The 18,017-nt window shown below is 72.6% G+C and carries 16 protein-coding genes; 9 read left to right on the top strand and 7 right to left on the bottom strand.

All coding sequences use genetic code 11. From position 1 onward, the window contains the following. Window positions 1-68: 68 nt before the first annotated feature. The 4 genes from ACU436_RS00445 to ACU436_RS00460 form a co-directional block, all read right to left on the bottom strand. Window positions 69-1,085: a sigma-70 family RNA polymerase sigma factor gene (locus tag ACU436_RS00445; protein WP_459020591.1), complete on the bottom strand. Its 1,017-nt coding sequence runs from the start codon at window positions 1,083-1,085 to the stop codon at window positions 69-71. Further along, on the bottom strand, window positions 1,082-2,653 hold the full coding sequence (locus ACU436_RS00450; protein WP_459020592.1) for a M48 family metalloprotease: 1,572 nt from the start codon (window positions 2,651-2,653) through the stop codon (window positions 1,082-1,084). The genes ACU436_RS00445 and ACU436_RS00450 overlap by 4 nt, the downstream gene beginning before the upstream one ends. A 109-nt stretch (window positions 2,654-2,762) precedes the next feature. Then, window positions 2,763-3,263, bottom strand: a complete 501-nt coding sequence (locus ACU436_RS00455) for a hypothetical protein (RefSeq protein WP_459020593.1) — start codon at window positions 3,261-3,263, stop codon at window positions 2,763-2,765. Between the two features lie 149 nt (window positions 3,264-3,412). Next, window positions 3,413-4,165, bottom strand: a complete 753-nt coding sequence (locus ACU436_RS00460; protein WP_459020594.1) for an IclR family transcriptional regulator — start codon at window positions 4,163-4,165, stop codon at window positions 3,413-3,415. 102 nt (window positions 4,166-4,267) lie between these two features. Here ACU436_RS00460 and ACU436_RS00465 point away from each other — a divergent pair, with 102 nt between their 5' ends. From ACU436_RS00465 to ACU436_RS00485, 5 genes are read left to right on the top strand one after another with little or no spacing between them, the layout of a single operon-like run. After that, a complete protein-coding gene (locus ACU436_RS00465) occupies window positions 4,268-5,491 on the top strand; it encodes a CaiB/BaiF CoA transferase family protein (RefSeq protein ID WP_459020595.1) in 1,224 nt (407 codons plus the stop codon). After that, complete coding sequence (locus ACU436_RS00470; RefSeq protein WP_459020596.1) at window positions 5,488-6,594, top strand: ABC transporter ATP-binding protein; 1,107 nt, start codon at window positions 5,488-5,490, stop codon at window positions 6,592-6,594. Before ACU436_RS00465 ends, ACU436_RS00470 begins: the two co-directional genes overlap by 4 nt. A gap of 14 nt (window positions 6,595-6,608) precedes the next feature. Then, window positions 6,609-7,688 carry an ABC transporter substrate-binding protein gene (locus tag ACU436_RS00475; protein ID WP_459020597.1) on the top strand — a complete coding sequence of 360 codons (1,080 nt, stop codon included), beginning with the start codon at window positions 6,609-6,611 and terminating at the stop codon, window positions 7,686-7,688. Window positions 7,689-7,690: 2 nt separating this feature from the next. Beyond that, a complete protein-coding gene (locus tag ACU436_RS00480) occupies window positions 7,691-9,400 on the top strand; it encodes an ABC transporter permease (protein WP_459020598.1) in 1,710 nt (569 codons plus the stop codon). A gap of 15 nt (window positions 9,401-9,415) precedes the next feature. Beyond that, window positions 9,416-10,198, top strand: a complete 783-nt coding sequence (locus ACU436_RS00485) for an enoyl-CoA hydratase/isomerase family protein (protein WP_459020599.1) — start codon at window positions 9,416-9,418, stop codon at window positions 10,196-10,198. Between the two features lie 195 nt (window positions 10,199-10,393). On the opposite strand, the gene ACU436_RS00490 is transcribed toward ACU436_RS00485, so the two are convergent. Then, window positions 10,394-10,849, bottom strand: coding sequence for an Lrp/AsnC family transcriptional regulator (locus tag ACU436_RS00490; RefSeq protein ID WP_459020600.1), 456 nt, complete (start codon window positions 10,847-10,849; stop codon window positions 10,394-10,396). A gap of 50 nt (window positions 10,850-10,899) precedes the next feature. Here ACU436_RS00490 and ACU436_RS00495 point away from each other — a divergent pair, with 50 nt between their 5' ends. From ACU436_RS00495 to ACU436_RS00510, 4 genes are all read left to right on the top strand, one after another. Continuing rightward, the gene (locus tag ACU436_RS00495) at window positions 10,900-12,120 is read left to right on the top strand and encodes an arginine deiminase (RefSeq protein ID WP_459020601.1); all 1,221 of its coding nucleotides are present in this window, start codon (window positions 10,900-10,902) and stop codon (window positions 12,118-12,120) included. Window positions 12,121-12,210: 90 nt separating this feature from the next. Then, the gene (locus tag ACU436_RS00500) at window positions 12,211-13,050 is read left to right on the top strand and encodes a hypothetical protein (protein WP_459020602.1); all 840 of its coding nucleotides are present in this window, start codon (window positions 12,211-12,213) and stop codon (window positions 13,048-13,050) included. Between the two features lie 9 nt (window positions 13,051-13,059). Next, entirely contained in the window at window positions 13,060-14,403 is a 1,344-nt protein-coding gene (locus ACU436_RS00505; RefSeq protein ID WP_459020603.1) for an FAD-binding protein, read from the top strand. 41 nt (window positions 14,404-14,444) lie between these two features. Next, entirely contained in the window at window positions 14,445-15,602 is a 1,158-nt protein-coding gene (locus ACU436_RS00510; protein WP_459020604.1) for an ROK family transcriptional regulator, read from the top strand. A gap of 99 nt (window positions 15,603-15,701) precedes the next feature. Here the strand turns inward: ACU436_RS00510 and ACU436_RS00515 are convergent, their stop codons facing one another. Both ACU436_RS00515 and ACU436_RS00520 read right to left on the bottom strand, forming a co-directional pair. Beyond that, window positions 15,702-17,072, bottom strand: coding sequence for an ABC transporter substrate-binding protein (locus ACU436_RS00515; protein WP_459020605.1), 1,371 nt, complete (start codon window positions 17,070-17,072; stop codon window positions 15,702-15,704). After that, a complete protein-coding gene (locus tag ACU436_RS00520; RefSeq protein ID WP_459020606.1) occupies window positions 17,069-18,001 on the bottom strand; it encodes a carbohydrate ABC transporter permease in 933 nt (310 codons plus the stop codon). The genes ACU436_RS00515 and ACU436_RS00520 overlap by 4 nt, the downstream gene beginning before the upstream one ends. Between the last annotated feature and the right edge of the window lie 16 nt (window positions 18,002-18,017).

The following is an 18,017-nucleotide window of genomic DNA, read 5'->3' on the forward strand; positions in this document are numbered from 1 at the left end:
AGTCCTCCCTCTTCGCGCAGGATCGTTGCGAGTTCCACAGGTGCCGCGCTCGATTCGAGCGCGGACGATCAGGGGAGCGCGGCCGGCAGCCCGAACGCGGCGACCTGCTCACCGCCGAGGAACGAGGTGATCCCGGCGATCCGGTCACCGCACAGGGTGAGGACGTTGACCGCCCACGCCAGGTGCGCCCCGGCCGCGTCGTCCCAGAGGTAGCAGGCCACGGCGGGCTGGCCGTTCGCGCCCGTGGGCAGGTGCCGCCACGCCCCGCAGGAGCCCAGGGGCACCTGCTCCGCCCAGTCGGTGACAGCGGGGAGGCCCCGGTACCAGTGCGGGAGCGGCGGCATCGTCCACGTGACGTCCTCGGTGAGCAGCGCGACCAGGCCGTCGGTGTCGCGGCGCTCCAGCGCGCCGGAGAACCCGGTGACGATCCGACGCAGCCGCGCGTCGCCCAGCTCCCGCAGCGTCTGCTGCTGGGTGCGGGGCGGGATCTTCTGCGCGACGACCGCGCGGGCGCGCTGCAGGGCGCTGTTCACCGACGCCCGCGACGTCCGCATCATCTCGGCGATCTCCGCGGCGGAGAAGCCGAGGACGTCGAACAGCAGCAGCGCCGCGCGCTGGTTGCCCGGCAGGTGCTGGCACGCGGCGACGAAGGCCAGCTCGACCGCCTCCCGCTGCTCCTGGCGCGCCTCGGCGAGCATCGCGTCCGGGTACGGGCCGAGCCAGGCGACGTCGGTGCGCGGCGCGGAGTCGGTGACGGCGCGCTCGCTCGCCGGGCCGAGGTCGACCGGCGTGGCCCGGCGGCCGCGCCGGCGCGCCGCGTCCAGGCAGGCGTGGGTGACCACGGAGTAGAGCCAGGAGCGCAGCGAGCTGCGGCCCTCGAAGCCCGCGAGGGCCTTCCACGCCCGCACCAGGCCGTCCTGCAGGGCGTCCTCGGCGTCGTGGACGGAGCCGAGCATCCGGTAGCAGTGGGCGTGCAGCTCCCGGCGCAGCGGTGCGACGAGCCGGGTGAACGCGGCGTCGTCGCCCGCTCTGGCACGAAGCAGGTCCGGAGCCTCGGCGGCGCTCGGGGCACTGTGGTCACTCACAACGCCCGATTCTCCGACACGACGGACGTGCCGGGCCGCCGCCTGCGATCCCGCCGGTTCGCCCAGGTACGGCCCGCGAGCGGGAGCAGCACGAGCGACAGCACGAACACGAGCGCCGGCACGGCGTTGACGATGACATCGACGAGAACAGCGAAGAGGAAGGTGGCGATGACCGAGTCGAACGTGCCGATCCACTCCCCGACGACAGCCAGATCACGCAACTGGAGGACGAGGTGCAGCCAGATCGTCATCGGGGTCGCCGCCAGAACCGACACCCCGACCACGACCAGCGCCGGGCGGCGGCGGCCGGCCGCCACGCGCACCCACGAAGCGGTGAGCGATGCGCACCAGCGGACGATGAGCCAGCCGCTGAGCAACACGATCGGCCACCAGAGAACGAGGACTGCACTCGCCGACGCCACCGGCACGCGGGATACCAGGTTCGCCAGCGTCGGACTGGCCAGGCTCGCGACGCCGATCCCGATCGCGATACCGACGCCGGCTCCGTTCACGTCCACCCGCTCTCGACGCACGAAGCGCCGCAGCGACACCCGCCACGCCGAGATCACCACACACGCGGCGAGCAATGTGCCTGCGCACACGATCGCCACCCGGCTGCTGACCTGATCCACGGGCGAGCCCGTCGGATGTGCGAGGAACACGGCGAGACCGACGTGCGAGAGCGCAACGACGGCACCTGTTCCCAACGCGTCCCAGAAGCCGAACGCGAAGAGGTTGCTCGCATCGGTGAGCGCTTCTCGCCGCTCCTCCATCGGTGGATGAACCCGCATCAGCGGTGCGGACCTTCCGGTCGGGCCACGTGAGTACTCGTCGAACAATCGCTGGAACTCGGCGTGCTCGTTCGACCAGAGCGTGGTGCGGGCATCGGCGTAGAGCTCGCGGCTGCGCAGGACGGCGTTGCGCGTGAGCGGCACGAGCACGGCCAACCCGGCGGCCGCCGCCGTGGCGGCGATCTCGCTCAGGACCCCGAAGTCCGGGAATCTGCCGAGCGCGATGTTCACCGAGTTCGCCAGGAGGCGGTAGATCAGGAGGAAGAGCGAGACCCGCCACGTCACCACGACGAGGAACGCGATGTCCACGTCGCGGTTCCGGAAATGTGCGAGCTCGTGCAGGAGCACCGTGCGAAAAGCCCGCGGGTCGCGGACGAAGAGCGCGGCGAGGCCCCCGCTGATCACGATGTAGCGACGGCCGACCCGTCCGAACGCGAGGCCTGCGACCCGCGAATCGAGCGGAGCCAGCAGATAGGTGATCCTCGTCCCGACCGACACCTCCTGCTGAAGGCCACGCACGTGGGCCACCAGTTCGGGCAGCAGGTCACCGCCGAGGCGGTGCAAGCGCCTCCGGCGCACCCGCCACGCGGGGATGCACCAGTACACGAGGAACACGGCGGCCCAGAACAACACCAGCGCGCTCACCGCAGGCCACACCCCGTACTCGACACGGGGATCCCGGCACGGGTTGGCGGCCTCGCCCGGCCCGCGCGCCCTCATGCAGATCTGGTACTCGAGCACCTCGGCCTGGGCGACGCCCATCCAGGACGCCGTCATCTGCGAGAGGGTCGAGACGGCGAGCGTCGAGCTGGCGGCGATGATCAGAGCAAAGCGAAGACCCGTTCCCGACGGAACGACGAACGGGTCGAGGCGGGGTCGCGCGGTCTCACCCGTCATCGCCCGGCGGCGGGCCGATCCGCCTGGACAGCTCGCTCACGATTCCGTCCGCGATGCGAGCGGCCTTCTCCTCGGACAGGTCCAGTGCGCTCGCCCGGCGCTTGACGAGTGCGTGCACCTCGTCCAACTGCGCCGCCGAGAGCTCTGGAAGGACCATTTCCCGCGTGTCGGCCCCCGGGGAACGGCGCTTGCCGATCGCCGCGCGGACCTTCCTCCACAGCCCGTGGGCGACTTTGTCCGAGTAGTGCTCCGCCAAGTGCTTGAGCACTTCGACGGTAATGGTCAGCGCAACGGTACTCGCGAGGACGTCGACGCTTTCGAGTCCCAGCCCGAGAGGGTCACCTCGACGGTTGAGCCGGGTGACCCGGGGCGGCGCGGCGAGAAAGGCACGCGCGGTGACCTCGAACTGGGGCAGCTCCTCCGGAGCGGCTCGGGCCACACCGCTGCGCGCCAGAGCGGTCACGAGCTCGCCGTCTTCTTCCCAGGTCACGGGTCTCCGTTCGGCGAGTCGGTGCACTCGTTCCAGAGGAAGAAGGCGGCACGGGCTCTGATCACGTCGATCACCGATCTTCGCGGATGCGGACGCGGTTGACAACAGCCGAACACCGCACTGCGGCGCCGCGGGTGGGGGGCCTCGGGTCAGCGGTCGCCGATGCCGGGATAGGCGCTGCAGGACGCCGCGGCCGCCATGACGAGCCGCCCGTACTCGGCCCAGAGCCGTCTGGGGAACCGGTGGACGGGCATGGAGATGCTCAGCGCCCCGACCGGCGACCCGACGCTGTTCAACACCGCCGCGCCGGTGGCCGCGACGTCGCTGTGCCGGCCCTGCAGGCACCGGGCGTACCCACGCTTGCGCACGGCGGTCAGCTCGGTCATGAGTTGCTCGAGGTCCACGATGGTCTTGGGCGTGAGCGCCTCCAGCGGGGCCGCCGAGAGCAGGGTGCGGCACACCGACTCGGGGAGCGCGGCCAGCACGGCCTGGCCCGCCGACGTGGCGTGGGCCGGGGCGCGGTGGCCGATCGTGGCCGTCGTCCGGACCTCGTTCTCGCCCTCGACCTTGTCGATCAACACGATCCAGCGCTGGTCCGGCACCGAGAAGTGGATGGTCTCGCCGGTGGTGCCCGACAGCGCCCGCATCACCGGCGCCACCGCCGCGCGCAGCTCCTGGGCGGGCTGCAGGCGTGAACCGATCGCCGAGGCCTTCGAGGTGATCAGCCATCGGGTGGGCGCGTCGTCGGTGGCCCGGATCCACCCCAGGTCCGACAGCGTGACCAGCATCCGGTGCGTCGTCGACTTGGGCAGCCCGAGGGCCCGCGCCAGCTCCGAGACCCCGGCCGGCTGGCGCTCCGACACGGCCTCGAGCACGGCCAGCGCCGCCGCAACGCTTCTCACCGCTTGACCGCTCCGATCACTCCCGCCTACCGTAGCCACCGCACAAGTGTTCCATTCCCAGCCATGGTGTTCCACTCTGTGGACCATTGCCGAGGAGGCACCGTGCCCGACGACGTCGCGGATGGCCCACTGGCCGGAGTGCGCGTTCTCGATCTCACCCAGGTGATGGCCGGTGCCTACTGCTCGGCGCTGCTGGCCGACATGGGCGCCGACGTCGTGAAGGTCGAGCGGCCGGACCGGGGCGACGACACCCGCGCGATGGGTGGGGCCGACGTCGACTCCTCCCCCGCGTTCGCCGCGATGAACCGCAACAAGCGCGGGCTGGCCCTCGACCTGAAGGACGCCCGGGGCGCCGCCGCGCTGCGTCGCCTGGTGGCCGGGGCGGACGTGCTGGTCGAGAACTTCCGGCCCGGCACGCTCGACCGGCTCGGGCTGGGCCACGCCGACCTGCGCGAGCTGCGGCCGGAACTGGTCTACTGCTCGATCTCGGGGTTCGGTGCCACCGGCCCCTACTCCCGGCAGGGCGGCTTCGACCTGGTCGCGCAGGCGATGAGCGGGCTGATCAGCATGACCGGGGAACCCGGCGGTGGCCCGGTGAAGGTCGGCGTTCCCGTCTGCGACCTCAACGCGGGCCTCTTCGGGGCGTACGGGGTGCTCTCGGCCTACGTGCACCGCCTGCGCACCGGGCAGGGCCAGCTGGTCGACACCTCCCTGCTGGAGGGCGGCATCGCCTACACCGTGTGGGAGACCGCACTGCTGTTCGGCAGCGGGCAGGTCGCGGGCCCGCTCGGGTCGGCCCACCGCCTGTCGGCGCCCTACGAGGTGCTGCCCACCGCGGACGGGCACGTGGCGATCGGCGCGGCCAACCAGCGCAACTGGGTCCGCTTCTGCGAGGTGCTGGGCAGCCCCGAGCTGCTGACCGACGACCGGTTCACCGACAACCGCGCCCGCATGGCCCACCGGGGCGAGCTCGCCGACGAGCTGGCGTGCCGGCTGCGCCGCCGCACCACCGACGAGTGGGTCGACGCGCTGTCCGCCGCCGGCGTCCCGTGCGGCCCGCTGTACGACCTGGAGCAGGTCTACGCCGACCCGCACGTCCAGGCCCGCGACATGCTGGTGTCCACGCAGCACCCCCGGCTCGGGGAGGTCCGCCACATCGGCCCGCCGGTCAAGCTCTCGGCCACCCCGGCGCGGATCCGGCGGACCGCACCGCTGCTGGGCGAGCACACCCGGGCGGTGCTCGCCGAGGCCGGGCTGGACGGCGCCGAGATCGACGAGCTGCTCGCCGCCGGAGTCGCGCGTGAGCCCGCCGAGGTGCGCGCATGACACCCCTCGTGCTGTCGCAGCTGACCAAGCGGTTCGGCACCGCGACCGCCGTGGACGGCATCGACCTGTCCGTCGACGACGGGGAGGCGGTCGTCCTGCTCGGCCCCAGCGGCTGCGGCAAGACCACCTGCCTGCGGATGATCGCCGGGTTCGAGCGCCCGGACCACGGCGAGATCCGCCTCGGCGACCGCACGCTGGCCGGCTCCGGCACGTTCGTGCCGCCGGAGCGCAGGCGGATGTCGGTCGTGTTCCAGAGCTACGCCCTGTGGCCCCACATGACCGTCGACCAGAACGTCGGCTACGGACCGACCACGGCGAAGGTCGGGCGCGCGGAGGTCCGGCGCCGGGTGGCCGAGGCGCTGGACATGGTGCAGCTGCCCGACATGGGCGGGCGCTACGTGCACCAGCTCTCCGGCGGGCAGCAGCAGCGGGTGGCGCTGGCACGGGCGCTGGTGAACGACCCCGCGCTGCTGCTGCTCGACGAGCCGCTGTCGAACCTGGACACCCGCCTGCGCGAGGACCTGCGCGCCGAGGTCAAGCGCATCCAGCGCTCGCTCGGGGTGAGCATGCTCTACGTCACCCACGACCAGGCCGAGGCCCTGTCGCTCGCCGACCGGCTCGTCGTCATGAACGCCGGGACGATCGCGCAGCTGGGTGAGCCCGAGGAGGTCTACCGGCGGCCGCGCAACAGCTACGTCGCCCGGGCGCTCGGCGCGACGAACATCGTCGCCGCCTCGGGCAGCCCGGCGGGCCGGGGGTACCTGCGGGTGCTCGGGAACGTCGACGTGACCACCGCGCACGAGGTGCGCTCCGGCACCGATGTCGCGGTCTCGATCCGGCCCGCGGACGTCGCGCTCGTGCCGGTCGAGGACGACGCCGAGGCGACGGGCCGGATCGCCGAGGCCCTGTTCTTCGGCGACCTCGTGCAGTACCAGCTCGACGTCCCCGGCGAGCCCGTCCCCGTCCGGGCGAACGGCCCCGGGTCGCGCAGGCTCGCGGTCGGCGCCCGCGTCCGCGTCGAGGTCGAGCCGGACGCGGCCGCCGTCCTCGACGACCCGGTCCCGGCCGCGGACCCCGTCCCCCTTGCGGGCGCGACCCACTAGAGAAAGGACTGGCGGTGTTCCACTCTCGATGGCGCGGGCGAACCGCCGCCCTCCTGACCGTCCCCCTCGCCGCCGCGGCACTCGCGGGTTGCGGCAACGGATCCGCCTCCGGCGCGGGCTCAGCGGAAGGTGGCGAGATCCCCGGCATCACGGCCGAGCTCATCTCCGGCGCCCAGGCGGAGGGCGGCGTGGTGCTCTACGGGGGTGGCCACACCCGCGAGGCCCTCGAGCTCCTCCAGCAACGCATCCAGGAGCGCTTCGGCCTGCAGGTGACGTTCACGCGGGAGGACTCCGGGAACATCGCGAACTCGATCTCCGCCGAGCTGGCCAGCGGCCGGCTGGGCGCCGACGTCGTGAGCCTGACCGACCCCGCCACGATGCAGGCGTGGTCGGACGAGGGCGTGATCGCCGACGCCGGCGTCGCCAACCTCGACGCGGTGGTCGATGGCCTCGACGACCCGTCCAACGCGCAGCTGCCCTACAGCCAGATCCCGCTCGGGATCATGTACAACTCCGCCAATACCGAGGCCTCGGCACTGCCGCCGACCTGGGCCGAGCTGGCCACCGGCGACTTCGGGCGGATGGTGACCTCGGACCCGAGCGCATCGGGCACCGCGCTGTCGTTCTACGCCATGCTCACGAAGCTGTACCCCGACGGCTGGCTCGACGACCTGGCCGCGCGCGAGCCGATCGTCACCGACAGCAGCCTCGCCCTGCCCCAGCTCGTCCTCACCGGCGAGACCGACATCGGGATCCCGGCGATCGAGTCCGCGGTGCTCTCCGCGGCCGCGGGCGGCGAACCGCTCGCCATCGCCTACCCGACCGACGGCGTGCCCGTGTTCGCCAGCGAGATCGCGATGCTCGCCGAGGCCCCGCACCCCAACGCCGCGGCGCTCACCGTGCGCTACCACCTCAGCGACGAGTTCCAGCGGGCCCTCGCCGAGCAGGGCGCGCGCAGTGTGCTCGAGGGCGTGCCGCCGCCCCCGGGGTCGCAGGACATCAGCGACCGGAAGCTGCTCACCACCAGCGTCGAGGAGGTCGCTGCGGTCCGCGACGACCTGCGCGGCAGTTTCGACCAGCTCTTCCGGCGCTGACGGTGGCCGTCACCGTCCGGCCGCGCCGCTCGGCCGCGGGAACGGAGCGGCGCCCCTCGGCCGAGCGGCTGCTGCGCGTGGCCTGGGCGCTGGCGGTGCTCGCCATGGTCGGCTACCCGATCGCGCTGGTGTTCGGGCAGAGCTTCCTGGGCGAGGACGGCGGTGTCTCGCTCGGCAACTACGCCGTGCTGGCCACCGAACCGCTCCTGCTGGAGGCCACGCTCAACTCGCTGTGGATCGCCGTCGGCACGTCGGTCGGCAGCCTGCTGCTCGGCATGCCGATCGCGTGGCTGGTGGTGCGCACGGACATGCCGCTGAAGGGGTTCTTCCGCGCCAGCGCCCTGCTCACGTTCGCCGCGCCGAGCTTCATCGCGGCGCTGGGCTGGATCCTGCTGCTCGGACCGAGCAGCGGGGTGCTCAACCACTTCCTGATGGCGCTGTTCGGGCTCGAGGAGGCCCCGTTCGACATCTTCACGCCGTGGGGGATCATCTTCGTCCTCGCGCTGTTCCTGTACCCGCTGGTCTTCCTGCCGGTCGCCGCCTCCCTCGAGGGGATCGACCCGGCGATGGAGCACGCGGCGTCCGGGCTCGGCGCGTCCCGGTTGCGCGTCCTCGCCACGGTGACCTTCCCGCTGGTCCTCCCGTCCGTGGTCGCGGGCACGATCCTCGTCTTCGTCACCTCGTTCGTGATCTTCGGGCCGGTCGCCCTGCTCGGTGCGCCCGCGCAGTTCCAGACGATCCCGACGGTGCTGCTCAGCCTGATGAACTTCCCACCCCGCATCGAGGTGGCCGCGGTCGTCTCCGTCCCGGTACTGGTCCTCGTCGCGGTGCTGCTGCTGGTGCAGCGCAAGCTCGTCGGCACGCGCCGGTTCACCGTGATCGGCGGCAAGCCCGGACGCCAGGACGCGGTCCGGCTCGGGGCGTACACCCCGCTCGCGGTGGGGCTCTGCTCGCTCGTGCTGGTGCTCAGCATCATCCTGCCGTTCGGGATCCTGCTGGCCACGTCGATGCGACGGGCCATCGGGCTCCCGTTCGGCCCCGACAACTTCGTGCTCACCCAGAACTACGCGGCCGTGTTCGGCCAGCCCCGGGTGGCGGCGGCCATGGGCAACAGCTTCGCGCTCGCCGTCGGCGGCACCGCGGGCGCCATCGTCATCGCCCTCGTCGCGTCGTGGCTGGTGCACCGGACGCGGGCACGCAGCAACGCGCTGGTCGGCCCGGTGATGGCGGCCCCGCTGGCGTTCCCCGGCGCCATCCTGGGCATCGGGATCATCATCGCCTACGCCGGGGTCCCGTTCGGGCTCGGCGGCACGCTGCTGATCCTGCTCATCGGCTACATCGGCAACGCGCTCCCCCTCACCTACGCCTACGTGCACGCCGGGATGGGGCAGATCGGGTCGGAGGTCGAAGAGGCGTCCCGCAGCCTCGGCGCCCCGTGGCTGCGGACCACCACCCGCGTCACCGTCCCGCTGCTGCGGCCGTCGCTGCTCGCCGCGGCCCTGCTCAACTTCGTCCTGCTGTTCCGCGAGCTGGAGCTGTCGGTGTTCCTCTACACCGGCGCGAACCCGACGATCGCCACCGTGCTCTACGGGTTCGCCAACGAGTCGCGCTACCAGCTCGCCGGCGCGCTCTCCGTCGTCGTCCTGACCATCAACATCGGCGTGACCATGCTGGCCGTGCGCCTGCTCGGCCGCCGCCTGTCCACGGAGTGAGCGAAGGGGAGACCCATGACGACGGCCGAGCTCGGCACCGGCGTGACCCTGCACCACGAGACCCCGCACATCGCGGTGCTCACGATCGACAGCCCGCCCTCCAACGCCTTCAGCTGGGAGAGCCGCAAGTCGTTCCGCCGTGGGCTCGAACTGCTCGCGGCCGACGACGCGATCCGCTGCCTCGTCGTCACCGGCACCGGGCGGGCGTTCACCTCGGGCGCCAACCTGCGGGAGGACGAGGCGCTCACCGACGACGAGCTGGGCGCCTACCTGGACGACTTCGGCGGCATGCTGGGCGACCTCGAGGCCTTCCGCGCCCCGGTCATCGCGGCGATCAACGGCGCCACGGTGGGCGGCGGGCTCGAGTTCGCCCTCGCCTGCGACATCCGCATCGCCTCGACCGACGCGTTCTTCGTGGCGGCAGGCGTGAACGTCGGGCTGATCGTCAGCTTCTGGCGCCTCCCGCGGGTCGTGGGTCTCGGCCCGGCGAAGGAGATCCTGCTGACCGGGGCCCGCTACGACGCGCACCAGGCGCTGAACTGGGGGCTCGTCACGGAGGTCCACGAGCCCGCCGCCCTCCTGCCCGCCGCGCTGGCCAAGGCCCGCCGCATCGCCACCCGCGCCCCGCTCTCGGTCGAGGCCACCAAGTCCTCGGTCACCCGGGCCTTCGAGCTCGACTTCGCGCAGGGCCAGAGCCTGCAGCGGGCGAAGTTCCTCGAGATGTTCCACACCGAGGACCACCAGGAGGCGCTGCGCGCGTTCTTCGAGAAGCGCGACGGCGACTACCGGCGGAGGTAGGCGGAGGACACAACCCGACCTTCCTCGCGCACGCGTTGGTCGCCGGCGGGTCACACCAGCACCGGAAGGCTACGCAAGCGTCGACGCAGGGCTCGCACACCAACTGTGGTGGCGGCACACCAACTGCAGTTCGTGTGTGAGCACGAGAGTTCGTGTGTGAGCGGCAGACCGGCGTGGGCCGGAGGGCCTCCAGCCTCAGCGCGGCGGCGGTGTCGACGCGCGGCGCAGCAGCGGCGAGAGCACGAGCACCGACCTCGTCCGCGCCACGAACGGCTGGGCCCCGATCTGCTCGAGCACCTGCTCGAAGTGGCGCATGTCGGTGGCGAGGATCCGCAGCACGGCGTCGGCGTCGCCGGAGACCGTGCTGGCGTCGACGACCTCGGGGAACCGGTCCACGGCCTTCCGGATCACGCCGGGCGCGGTGCTGTTGCGGCAGTACAGCTCGACGTAGCCCTCGATCTCCCAGCCCAGGGCGCCGGGGTCGAGCCGCACGGTGAACCCGGTGATCGCGCCGCCGGCCCGCAGCCGGTCGACCCGCCGCTTCACCGCCGACGCGGACAGGCCGACCCGCTGCCCCAGCTCGGCGTAGCTGCGGCGGGCGTCCTCGACCAGCAGCGCGATGATGTCGGAGTCCAGGCGGTCCAGCTGCACCCGCCCATCGTCCCCCCACGGTGGCGCCGCGACGCGGCAGGATGTCGGGCATGTACCGGGTGGATTCCGAGGTCGGCGTCCTGCGCGAGGTGATCCTGCACCGGCCGGGCCTGGAGCTGAAACGGCTCACGCCGGGCAACAAGGACCGCCTGCTCTTCGACGACGTGCTGTGGGTGGCGCGTGCCCAGGAGGAGCACGACCGGTTCGCGGCGCTCCTGCGCGACCGGGGCGTCACCGTGCACCTGTTCGGGGACCTGCTGCGCAGCACGCTGGAGATCCCGGATGCGCGCAAGTACGTGCTGGACCGGATCTTCGACGACCGGGTGTACGGGCCGCTGGCCATCGACGCGCTGCGCAACTGCTTCGACGCGATGGACCCCGCCACGCTCACCGACCACCTCGTCGGCGGGATCACGAAACGGGAGGTGCTCGACCGGATCCCGGAGCCGCGCTCGATCGCCTTCCACGTGCTCGATCCCGACGACTTCGTGCTCGAGCCGCTGCCCAACCACCTCTACACGCGCGACACGTCGGCGTGGATCTACGGCGGGGTCGCGATCAACAGCATGCGCAAGAAGGCCCGCATGCGCGAGACCGTGCACTACGAGGCCGTCTACCGCTGGCACCCGCTGTTCGCGGGCGCGGGCTTCGCGGTCTGGTCCGCGGGCGCGGTGAACGGGCCGGCCACCACCGAGGGCGGCGACATGCTCGTGCTCGGCGGCGGGGCCGCGCTGATCGGCCTGTCCGAGCGCACCACGCCGCAGGGGGTGGAGCGGCTGGCGCGGCGCCTGTTCGCCGGCGGCGAGGTGGACCGCATCGTGGCGCTGCGGATGCCGCAGGCGCGCGCGTTCATGCACCTCGACACCGTCCTCACGATGGTCGACCCGGAGACGTTCACCCAGTACGCGGGGCTCGGGATGCTCCCCGCGTACACGATCCGGCCCGGCGACACCGAGAAGGAGCTGGACCTGCACGACCACCCGCCCGAGGACATGCACCGCGCGATCGCCGACGCACTCGGGCTCCCGTCGATCCGCGTGCTCACCCCGGTGCAGGACGTGCACTCCGCGGAACGCGAGCAGTGGGACGACGGGTGCAACACCCTCGCGGTCGCGCCCGGGGTGGTGGTCACCTACGAGCGCACCGTCACCACCAACCGCTTCCTGCGCCGCGCCGGCATCGAGGTGCTCGACATCCCGGGCGGCGAGCTCGGCCGTGGCCGCGGCGGGCCCCGGTGCATGAGCTGCCCGGTCGTTCGAGAGCCCGCGTGACACCCTGACGGGTGATCATTTGCCACCCGGCGGCGGCACGTAGCCGCCGAACCGCCGCGGGCGCGCGCCGTGGCGCGCAGGATGCGGAGCGTGATCTCCTGGTGTGCAGCCGCCCTCGCCGCGTTCGTCGCCACGTCGATCCCCACCGTCGCCGGCCCCGTCGCCCCCGCGGCCTCGACCGCTCCCGCCGAGGGCGTCGGGCGGATCGCGCTGTCGGCCGACGGGAACCAGCACGACGAGGACGACTGGGCGTCGTCGGCCATGACGCTGGCGATCCTGGCCCAGAGCGGCCTGCAGAAGAACGTCGTCAACTACATCTACGACAACCACATCTGGGACTCCGACCCGGAGCACCGCAAGAACATGACCGAGAGCGTCCTGGAGGGGGGCAAGCGGTTCGGGTTCGACACCTCCCGCTTCTACGACGGCGCCGACCCCGAGGGCCTCGCCGCGGGCGTCGCGGCCCTGACCGCCGAGATCAACGCCTCCGGCCCCGGCAACGAGCTGACGATCCTGCTCGCCGGGCCGATGGAGACGACGTGGATGGCCCTCGACAAGGCGTCACCGCAGGCCCGGCGGCACGTCAAGTGCGTGTCGCACGGTGACGGCAGCTTCAACCAGACCCACGGGAAGACCGACCACGACGGCCACTCCTACGACGACGTGATCGAGCTGGGCTGCCAGCGCGTCCAGATCCCCGACCAGAACGGCAACCTGGGCCCCACCGACCTGTCCGACTGGGACTACCTGAAGAAGCTGGGCCCCGACATGGAGTGGCTGTACTCGCGGCTCGAGGTGGCGGAGAAGGGCGACGTGTCCGACGCCGGCCTGGCCTGGTTCGCGGTCACCGGCGAGAAGCGGGGTACGCGATCGGAGCTGCGGAAGCTCCTCTCGACCCCGCGCGTCCCCACCGGAGCGGTGGCGGTGTAGCAAGCAGGCATGGTCGGAGACCCCGCTGCCCTTCCCGGCGACGTCCCGGGGCTCGACGGCTCCCTCCACGTCGATCCCGACACCCGGCACCGCTGCGCCGTCGACGCCGGCCGGATCGGCACCGGGATGCCGGCCGCCGTCCTGCGGCCCGGCTCGGCGCAGGACGTGGCGCGCGTGGTCGGGTACTGCCGGCGCCACGGCATCCCGATCGCGGCGCGCGGCCTGGGCAACACCACCGGTGGGCAGTCGCTCGTGCCCGGTGGGGTCGTGGTCGACGCGACGGCGCTGTCCGGCGTCCGCGCCGTGGGTCCGGACCGGGCCACCGTCGGGGCCGGGACCACCTGGCTCGAGCTGGCCCGCGCCGCCGCGCCGCACGGCCTCGCGATCCCGGCCGCCACCGGCTACCTCGGCCTCACGGTCGGCGGCACGCTGTCGGTGGGCGGGATCCCACCCGCCGTCGCGTCCGGCGCCCAGGTCGACCACGTCCACGAGCTGGAGGTCGTCACCGGGGACGGCGAGCTGCGCCGCTGCTCGCCCGGGGCGGACCGCGAGCTGTTCGAGGCCGTGCTCGCCGGGCTCGGCCAGTTCGGGATCATCACGGAGGCCACGGTCGGGCTGGTGCCCACGCCGGTGAGGGTGCGCGGCTGGTCGCGGCCCTACACCGACCCGGCCGAGTTCTTCGCCGACCTCCGTGCGCTGGTGAGAGGTGGCGAGGTCACTGAGGTCTTCGGGGAATGGTGGCGCCCCGGTGAGACGGGCGAGCTGCACCACCTGAACGCCTTCACCTTCGACGGCGAGCTCGCCCCTCCCGCGGGTGTGGAGGTCCACGAGGCCGGTTACCTGGAGCACGTCACGCGCATCGACGACGCCGTGACCGAGCTGCGGACGGCGATCGGCTGGGACGCGCTGCCCAAGCCGTGGCTCACGGTGTGGTTGCCCGACTCGCGGGTCGAGGAGGTCGTCGGTGCGACGCTCGCCGAGATGGCACCGGCCGACGTCGGCGTCGGCGGGTTCGTGCTGCTCTACACCCACCGCCGGGCGGCCCTGACCCGTCCGTCGCTGCGCCTGCCGGCACCGGACGGGAGCGACCTCGTGCACCTGTTCACCGTGATGACCGCGGGACCGCCGGACGCCGGCCCCGGGTTCGGCGCCGCGATGCTCCGGCGCAACCGCCGGCTGCTCGACCGGGCCCTGGCCGCCGGCGGCACGCGCTACCCGATCGGCACCGTGCCGAGCGCGCCCGCCGACTGGCGCGACCACTACGGCGACCGCTGGCCGCACCTCGTCGACCTGAAGCGCCGGTACGACCCCGCCGGCATCCTGACGCCGGGTCACGCGGTCTTCCGCGGGTGAAATCAACGGCGACGCGGCCGGGGGCCCGGTATCGTCATCCGGTGACTTCCGTCGCGGAACAAACCCCGCCCTCCGCCGACTGGAGCGCGCTCGACGGCAGCCACCAGCGCGTCGCCGTCGAGGTCCTGCGGTTCGGCCCGCTCCCCCGCGCGCAGCTCGCCCGGCGCCTCGGCCTCTCCCCCGGCTCGTTGACCCGCCTCACCCGTCCGCTCGTGGACTCCGGGTTGCTCGTCGAGGGGAGTTCCGAGCATCCCGCGCGCACCGGCCGGCCGTCGCTCCCGCTGGACGTGGGGCCGACCACGCGCCGGTTCCTCGGCATGAAGATCACCGGTGACACGCTCTTCGCCGTCGTCACCGACCTGCGCGCGCACGTGCTCGCCGAACACACCCGCCCGCTGCCCGGCACGGACCCGGCGGCCGTGGTCGGCGCGGCCGCCGACGCCGCCCGGCTGCTGCGGGCCGAGCACCCCGGCGCCGTCGGGCTCGGGGTCGGGATCGGCGGCTTCGTGGTCGACCGCCGCGACGTCGCGCGCGCCCACTTCCTCGGTTGGGACGAGCGCGTCCCGCTCGCCGCGATGTTGCACGAGGCCACCGGCCTGCCCGCCGTCGTCGACAACGACGTCCGCGCGCTCACCGCGGCCGAACACTGGTTCGGCGCCGGTCGCGGCCTCCGGTCCCTGCTCGTGATCACGATCGGGGCGGGCGTCGGCTGCGGGATCGTCGTGCACGACCTCGTGGTGGAGGGGGCGCACGGCGGCGGCGGCTCGATCGGGCACCGCCCGGTCCTGAGCTCGGTGGTGTGCGAGGACGGACACCGCGGGTGCGCGCAGGGCCTCGTCTCGTCCGGCGCGATCTCCGGGGCCGTCGCGCAGGCGCTCGGCCGGCCGGTGGGCTACGCCGAGGCTTTGGCGCTCGCGGCGGAGGGGCACGCGGCCGCCCGCCGCGTCGCCGACGACGCGGCCGGCGCGCTCGGCGTGCTCGTGGCCGACTTCGCCAACCTGCTCGACCCGGAGCTCGTGATCCTCACCGGCGACGGCATCGGCCTGGTCGACGTCGCCCGGCCCGCGCTGGACGCCGCGCTGGAGGAGAACCGCAAACCCCCGCTCGCCCCGGTGCGGCTGGACGTGCGCCCGTTCCCGTTCACGGAATGGGCGCGCGGTGCCGCGGCGGTTGCCGTGCAGGCCCACGTGCTCGGCTGACTGTCCGAGGCGCTCGCACACCAACTCTGGTGCTCACACACCAACTGCAGTTCGTGTGTGAGCACCGAAGTTGGTGTGCGAGCGTCCTGGGGCTGCCGCTCAACCCTGCGTGAACAGGGCGTTGACCTCCTCGTTCGCCGCGGTCAGCGAGGACGGGTCGGCGCTGCCCGCCATCACCCGCTCCATCGCGGTCCCCATGATCGAGTCGACGTCGGCCGCATGCTGCGACGCCGGGTACGGGAACGCGGTGCCCTCCTTCAGCTGCCGGGTGAACGGGGTGATGTCGAGCCCGTGCTCGCCGATCGCCGCCTCGGCGGTGGGCACGACCGACGCGGTGGCCGGCACGACCACCCCGGCTTTCGCGACCGCCGACTGGCACTCGGGCGAGGCGAGGTAGCGCACCCACCTCCAGGCGGCGCCCTTGTTCGGCGAGCCGGCCGCGATCGAGTCGGAGAGCGAGTTGGTCATCGACGAGCGGTGTCCGCGCGGACCGATCGGCGTCGGCGCCGTCGCCAGCTCGATCCCGCCGAGGCTCGCGTACGTGCTGATGTTCCACGAGCCGTCGGTGACCAGTGCGGCCCGGCCGGCCTGGAGCAGCTGGGACAGCTGGCCACCCACCGCCAGCTCCGGCGGCGGCATGTACCCCTTCTCGATGAGGCTGCGCCACCAGCGGACGGTGTCCTGGAACCGCGGGTCGTCGTAGCCCCAGCGGGTGCCCCACAGCGGCCGGTCGGTGTGGGACCAGTCGAGCGCGCCGGTGAACATCGACCACTGGGTCTGCCCCGCCCCGTCCCCCAGGTTGGGGGCCAGGCCGAGCCCGTAGGTCGCGACGGCGTTCTTGTCGAAGCCGGGCTCGTCGCCGTGCACGCCGTTGCGGTCGACGGTCAGGCGGGCGAGCACGTCCTCGAAGGTGCCGCCGTCCCGCGGGTTCCAGGTCAGGTCCTGCATCTGCTCCGGCGTGATGCCCGCGGCCTGCGCCATCTCGACGTTGTAGAAGACGCCGACCGCGTCGAAGTCCTTCGGCAGGCCGTAGCGCTTGCCGTCGTCGCCGACCCACAGGTCGGGGGTGCCCTCGACGAACTGGGACAGGTCCGGCCCGTCCCGCGCGATCAGCTCGTCGAGCGGCTCGATCAGGCCGCGGGAGGTGTAGTCGCCGTACTTGGACGTGTGGTCGACGAAGACGTCCGGGGCGGCGTTCGCGACGAACGCGGTGAGCAGGCGGTGCCAGTAGTCGTCCCATCGGATCTGCTCGACGGCGATGTGGATGTCCGGGTTGCGGGCCTCGAAGTCGGCCGCGCACTGCTGGTAACCGGGCAGCTGGGCGGAGTCCCACATCCAGTAGGTGACCTCGCCGGTGTCGTCCCACCCGCCCGACTCGGCGGGTGGACGCTCGGCGGCGCAGGCCGAGGCGAGCGAGACGACGGCGGCAGCGGCGAGGGCGATGACGGGACGGGTGCGCTTGTGCGTCATTTGATCCCCGAGAAGCCGATGGAGTCGACGATCTTGCGCCCGAAGGCGATGAACAGCAGGAGCACCGGGAGCGCGGCGATCAGCGTGGCCGCCATCAGCCCGGGCCAGTCCGGGTTGCCCTGCGGCGTCTGGGACCGGAACACGCCGAGCGCCACCGTCAGGGTGCGGACACCCCGCTCACTGCCCACCAGCAGTGGCCACAGGTACTCGTTCCACGCCTGCACGTACTGCAGGAGGGCGAGCGTGGTGATCGGCCCCCAGCTCATCGGCACGATGATCCGGAAGAACGTGCGGACGTGGCCCGCGCCGTCCAGCCGGGCCGCCTCCTCGATCTCCGGGGAGATCCCGAGGAAGAACTGCCGCAGGAAGAACACCGCGAACGGCGTCATGAAGAAGAACGGCAGCACGATCGCGGCGTAGGTGTTGAGGATCCCGAGGTCGCGCATCAGCAGGAAGTTCGGCAGCTGCGTGAAGATCGGCGGCACCATCAGCGCCGTCAGCAGCACGAAGAACACGGCGTCGCGCCCCGGCCACCTCATCCGGGCGAACGCATAGGCGGCGAGGGCTCCGAAGAACACCTGCCCGGCCGTGATCAGTGCCGCGACGACCACGGAGTTGCGCAGGTAGACCCAGAAGTCGACGGCGGCGCCCGAGCCGCCCTCCGCCTGCGCCTCCTCGATCGTGGCCAGCCCGAGGACGCGCTTGAACGCGCCCCAGGTGAAGTCCACCGGCAGCCACGAGGTGCCGGCCGTGGCGAGCGTGGTGCCGTTGGAGAGCGCGGTGCGCAGCATCCAGTAGAACGGGAACAGCGTGATCGCGATGATCAGGACGAGGCAGGCCCAGGCCAGCACCCGCCCGGGCGTGGGGCCGCCGGCCTCCTGACCCCGGGTACGACCGGTCGGAGCGGCAGCGACGTCGACGGTGACCATGTCAGCTCCTGCGGGG

The sequence above is a fragment of the Pseudonocardia wallangbongensis genome (genome assembly GCF_054486945.1).